Consider the following 5449-nt stretch of genomic DNA (forward strand, 5'->3'; position numbering starts at 1 on the left):
CAAGTATCCTTGAGTTTGCATATAAGCAATGCGTGAGTAATAAGCGTGTATCAAAACTTGTGCTAATAGGCACACAGGAATGTTTAGAATCTCTTAATACACAATGTTTGGAGACTTTGGGGCATTATGGTGTGAAAGTGGAGTTTTTTATGTGGCTAGATTCTATGTGGTGTGAGAGTTTTTTGGTGCATTATGGAGTAGTGTTTGGGTTTAAAAATGCCAAATCCAACTAGAGAATTTTTTGAGATTGATTTCATAATATGAGAGTGCGTATGATGCGGAAAATCGAGCTTGCAAACTACTACCGAGGTCAAACACATAGTCATAATCGAGATTAAGTAAGAAATTGTTCTCATCACATTGATGATGTTTTTGTTTTGGTATACGATCCTAGCCCAAACTCCAGCCCAAAGAGATGAAAGCCGCGAGATGTTTTGTGCGCCACGAAGTCATAGATACTCATAAAGGCGATGTTGTCAGATTGTTGTGTCATATTGTTGGTATGTGATAGATAGGTGTGCTAGAGGTTTAGCTGATAGAGGCTGCCATAATGTTCATTTTTTGTGTGCATACTCAAGACTTATGCCTTGCGAGAGTATCTAAAAATTTTTACCTAGAGCATTTGGTGCTTGAGGGATATCAGCAAACAAGATACAACATTGTAAAAGTATAAGGCATAGTGCGTTGTATCTGTGCATAATCCCCCAAGAAATTTATATTTTGTAAGATTTGAACAAAAATAATAAGGTAAAATACGAAATCTTATTATGTTTGAAAAGGATATTAAGTGCAGAAGTTATCGATCTTTTGGCGAGTGAAAAAAATAATGAAACCCTTTATACCTTCATTTTTATTGAGGATAAAATATAAATTGTATCGCCATCTTGAAGATCAACGATTTAAAAAGATTTGTCAAACTCGCAAGATTGGGTCTAGTGATGGAATCATTAAAAACTTTGCTAGCCTTGAGAAACCACAAAAGATCAAAGTTCTTTTTTATAATGATTGGGGCGGTAGTTGGGAAGCTTTGGAGCCATTAGCCTTGGCTTTAAGCAAGAATGAAAATTTTGAAGTCATAGTATTGGCAATGCCTACTTTGGTACAGAGTGAAAATTTTTATGATCTAGGTGCCACAAAAGTGTTACAAGAATTTTCTAAAAAAATTCACACACCTATTACATACACATTAGAGGTAAATTCTAGAGTGCAATGTGTTGTAGGTTTTGATTCTCAAATGCAAATAACACTTTATCCGGAGACAACACAAGCACATTATTGTTTTACCACTAGACCTTATGATTCACTACGTCCACATGGTTGGAGCAATGCTGATATTGCTGAATGTATGAAGTTGTGTCTTATCGAATATGGCATCCACAATTTTTCTAGTTATCAAAAAAACATTATTGCCTACGAATCGAGATTTTTGCGTTATTATGATTTTATTTTTTCTCCTACGATTTTTCATAAGTATCTCGTAGAATCAAGACAGGAATCCGATAGTTTTGCTAAAGTCATTGCAACAGGATCTCCTTTATTGGAGAATATTATAAACACAGATTTTTCTAAGGTCTCGGCACGAAATCTGACTGTTTGTTATATGCCACGTTGGAATCCTGTCGATTTTCATAGTACATTCTCGGTTTATTCGGATTTCCTGTGGACACTGGCAAGAGAAGGCAAAATCGTTCTTATATGGCGACCTCATCCAAATATGTATGATCATTATGTGAAGAGCACAAAGATTTTGACACAAGAACAGTGGGATTTTTTTGCTACTACACCTAACGTATTTTTGGATAATAATCCGAGTTATTTTGATTCATTCAAAAAGTCAGATATTTTGATTTCAGATACAAGTAGTATGCTCACATATGCTTTTTTAAGCGGTAAACCAACTATATATACTCAGAATCTTATGGGTGAGGAGCTCAATAATTGGTCAGCAAGGTGGATTTATCAAGGATGTTTTGTAGTAAATAATCGAGATTCGTTAGAAAAGGTGTTGCATGAAATACAAAAAAACTATGATTCTATAATGTTTTCGCTACAATCTTCGTACAAGAAGATTATCAATGAGAGTTTTTCTTTGTGCCTAGATGCTAGAAGCACACAGAGTATTATCGATATCCTCGTGGAAGACATCAAGGCATATATACCGTAAGAAAGGAGCAAGAATGCTAACTCTAAAGATTGTTTTACTCAAGATTGTTATGAGAATTTCTTTAAGATTCAATACATTAAGATATTGCATCTCTAACAAAATTCATAAGAATATGAGATATGTATTAAGCAATACAATAAAAAATGGTTTTGTATTGAAGGCTTTGTATAAGGATTGCGCAATTGTTGCAAATTCGGATATTGTGTGTCGTGTTAAATTTATATATCCTTGGATTTTTAATGAAGTGTTTGGATTTAATATATATAAATTTTATAGGCCTCTTGAGGTTAGTAGGCAGTATAGTGTCATCGATATAGGAGCAAATGTTGGATATACGGCATTGTATTTTGCTCAACAATCATGGTGCAAGCAAGTCTTGAGTTTTGAACTTTTCCCACAAAATATTAGAGCAATGGAAGAGAATCTTGTTTTAAATAGTCCATCTATACAGCAAAAAGTCATTTTATATCCATATGGATTAGGTAAAAAAGAAAATATAAAAAAAAAGGGGGGAATAATGGCATCTTACTTTGAGCATAGAGATGGGATTAGCTCCATGAATAAGGATTTTGTGAGAAATTATGCTCCAGAGGAAGAAAGTAAAGAAATCGTCACCAGATGTGAAATCAGAAGTGCTTCCGAAACCCTAAAAAGACTAGTTGATGATTATAAACTCACGAATATTATTGTAAAAATTGATGTTGAGGGTGCAGAATATGAAATTTTTGAAGATTTAGCCATGCATTATCCTGAATTTTTTCAAAAAGTCGTAAAAATTGTAGGAGACACACATTTGGGTTTTGATAGGTTTATGGATATTATTAAACCATTTGGTTTTGAGGTTGTTTTTAAGGAACCACATGCAGATCTTACATGTCCATTTGAATTGGAAAGGATATGTAAATGACAACCTATGCGATTATATTAGCAAGTGGTAGTGGATCGCGGTACGGTAGTGGTGTACCTAAGCAATTTATTAAAATTGCTGGCAAGACTCTTTTAGAGCATACTGTAGAAATTTTTGAAGCAGCCCAGAATATTGATAGGGTTATTTTGATAATTCCAAGAGAATATAGAAAGCTTACAGAAGAGATACTTTTGCATGGTTCATATAAAAAAATATATAAGATTTTAAATGGTGGAAAAAGTAGAAAAGAAAGCTCTTATATAGGGATAATGAGTATTGAGGATAATGATGGGTATGTGTTTATTCATGACTGTGCACGCCCATTCCTAACATTAGAAATTATTGATCGTTGTCAACAAGCTTTGCAGACCTATGATGCTGTAGATGTTGCTATTCCTACCTCTGATACAATTCTTGAGTTAGATTCGCATAATGTAATTACAAGCATTCCCAATAGGAATAGACTTAGACGTGGACAAACACCACAATGCTTTAAGCTTTCTCTAATTAAAAAAGCTCATGAATATTTTAGAGACAATGATAATTTTACAGATGATTGTGGTTTGGTCATTGAAAGTGGTTTTGCAAAGGTTTTTGTTGTGGAGGGAGCGGAAGAAAACTTTAAAATTACATACCCACAAGATATAGTATTAGCAGATAAGCTTCTGCAAATTCGTCAAACAAAGGCACCTCACTCACAATTAGGAGACCTTAAGGATAAGGTTATAGTTTGCTTTGGTGCAAGTAGTGGTATAGGTGAGTGTATAGCCCAGATTGCTACGGAATATGGAGGCATTGTTCATGGTACTTCTTTGACATTGGGTTGTGATATTGGGAATTTTAGTGAGGTTTCTAGATATCTTAAGATGGTTTATGCGCAGCATGGTCGTATAGATTTTGTTATAAATTGTGCAGCTATTTTGGAAATGGGTTCTATAGAACATAGAAATTTAGCAGATATATATTCAGAGATTCAAATAAACTTTTTGGGTTCTATCCATGTTGTTAAGGCAGCGATACCATATCTGAAAAAAAATATCAAGAGTTCCATTGCGCTTTTTACATCAAGTTCATATACCAGAGGTAGAGCGATGTATGGTGTATATTCATCTTGTAAGGCGGCAATAGTAAATCTTGGTCAGGCACTAAGCGAGGAATTGCGCAGTGATAGAATTAATATAAACATCATAAACCCACAACGAACAGCGACACCTATGCGATACAAAAATTTTGGGAATGAACCCAAACACAGCCTACTAGATCCGAGAATAGTGGCATTATCAACATTGCATACTTTACTATCAGACTTGAATGGACAGATTGTTGATGTGCGACTCGATGGCGAGGTCGGGGGGGGGGGGGNNGGGGTGGGCGGCGAGGGGGGGGGGGGGGGGGGGGGGGGGTTCCTGGGTAACAACCAAGATACATTGTCATTATGAAATATTGTATGCGAGTTTCTTGTATTTTAGGAACTGTGCATGAGAAGAGTTATTACTTTTGGGACATTCGATTTGTTTCATTATGGACATTTACAGATTCTTAGGCGTGCTAAAGAGATTGGCGATTTCTTGATTGTAGAAATATCCTCAGATTCTTTAATTTTTTCCAAAAAGGGTCGTTATCCTATTTATACACAAATGGAGCGTAAAAGTATAATAGAAGCTTGCAAATACGTGGATTATGTATTTTATGAGGAGTCCTTAGAACTGAAGCGACAATATTGTTTGGAATATAAGGCAGGCATATTGGTCATGGGAGATGATTGGACAGGATGCTTTGATAACTTAAGAGATATTTGCGAGGTTATCTATATTCCAAGGACTCCAAGTATTTCTACGACACAAATAATTGAAAAGATTAGGATTTAAGTAGTGCCAAAAGTTTGCCAAACACAAAATCATCTCGCACTTGAGTGATTTGACATACATACGCACCCTGCTTAATCTCACCTAAGCCATCTTCTATATCATTAATAAGAATCTCTCCATCTATCTCTCTTGCCCAAAGTCTTGGTCGTGCGCTATAAAAATATTCACTCACATCACTCACACCCTCCACTATCACCTCGATTTTTTGTCCTACCATTGCACGCAACGACGCTCTTTGCTTTTTTTGTAGAATCTTGTTTATTGTGTTAATGCGTTTGGTGATTATCTTAGATTCTATTGTTGGAAGCGTGAAGCTTTTTGTATCTTCTTGTGGCGAGTATTCAAAAATATTAATCCTATCAAATGGGCTTTGTTTTACAAACGCACAAAGTTCTATAAAATCCTCCTCGCTTTCGCCGGGGTGTCCGATAATGAGACTTGTGCGCATAAATCGACCTTGGATTGTATCCATAGCGTTTATGAGTTTTTCGTGTGTGGCACGATTTGCAC

General features: G+C 35.5%; 5 protein-coding genes and 1 pseudogene. 5 read left to right on the forward strand and 1 reads right to left on the reverse strand.

The features are described 5' to 3' along the window. The 5 genes from C6H22_RS05280 to C6H22_RS05300 all read left to right on the forward strand — a co-directional run. A partial coding sequence (locus C6H22_RS05280) for a hypothetical protein (protein ID WP_158654628.1) occupies nucleotides 1-233 on the forward strand: 233 nt, incomplete at its 5' end. A gap of 554 nt (nucleotides 234-787) precedes the next feature. Beyond that, on the forward strand, nucleotides 788-2164 hold the full coding sequence (locus tag C6H22_RS05285) for a CDP-glycerol glycerophosphotransferase family protein (protein ID WP_158654629.1): 1377 nt from the start codon (nucleotides 788-790) through the stop codon (nucleotides 2162-2164). Nucleotides 2165-2177: 13 nt separating this feature from the next. Further along, nucleotides 2178-3071 (forward strand): FkbM family methyltransferase, encoded by an 894-nt coding sequence (locus C6H22_RS05290; RefSeq protein WP_158654630.1) that lies wholly within the window; start codon nucleotides 2178-2180, stop codon nucleotides 3069-3071. After that, complete coding sequence (gene ispD, locus C6H22_RS05295; RefSeq protein WP_104694295.1) at nucleotides 3068-4510, forward strand: 2-C-methyl-D-erythritol 4-phosphate cytidylyltransferase; 1443 nt, start codon at nucleotides 3068-3070, stop codon at nucleotides 4508-4510. The genes C6H22_RS05290 and ispD overlap by 4 nt, the downstream gene beginning before the upstream one ends. A gap of 39 nt (nucleotides 4511-4549) precedes the next feature. Continuing rightward, complete coding sequence (locus C6H22_RS05300; RefSeq protein WP_104694296.1) at nucleotides 4550-4939, forward strand: adenylyltransferase/cytidyltransferase family protein; 390 nt, start codon at nucleotides 4550-4552, stop codon at nucleotides 4937-4939. Here C6H22_RS05300 and C6H22_RS05305 read toward each other — a convergent pair. Continuing rightward, a pseudogene (locus C6H22_RS05305) lies at nucleotides 4929-5449 on the reverse strand (30S ribosomal protein S12 methylthiotransferase RimO); the annotation flags it as partial. The gene C6H22_RS05300 and the pseudogene C6H22_RS05305 overlap by 11 nt on opposite strands.

Source organism: Helicobacter equorum, assembly GCF_900198655.1.
In the GTDB taxonomy this organism is placed as follows: Bacteria; Campylobacterota; Campylobacteria; order Campylobacterales; family Helicobacteraceae; genus Helicobacter_F; species Helicobacter_F equorum.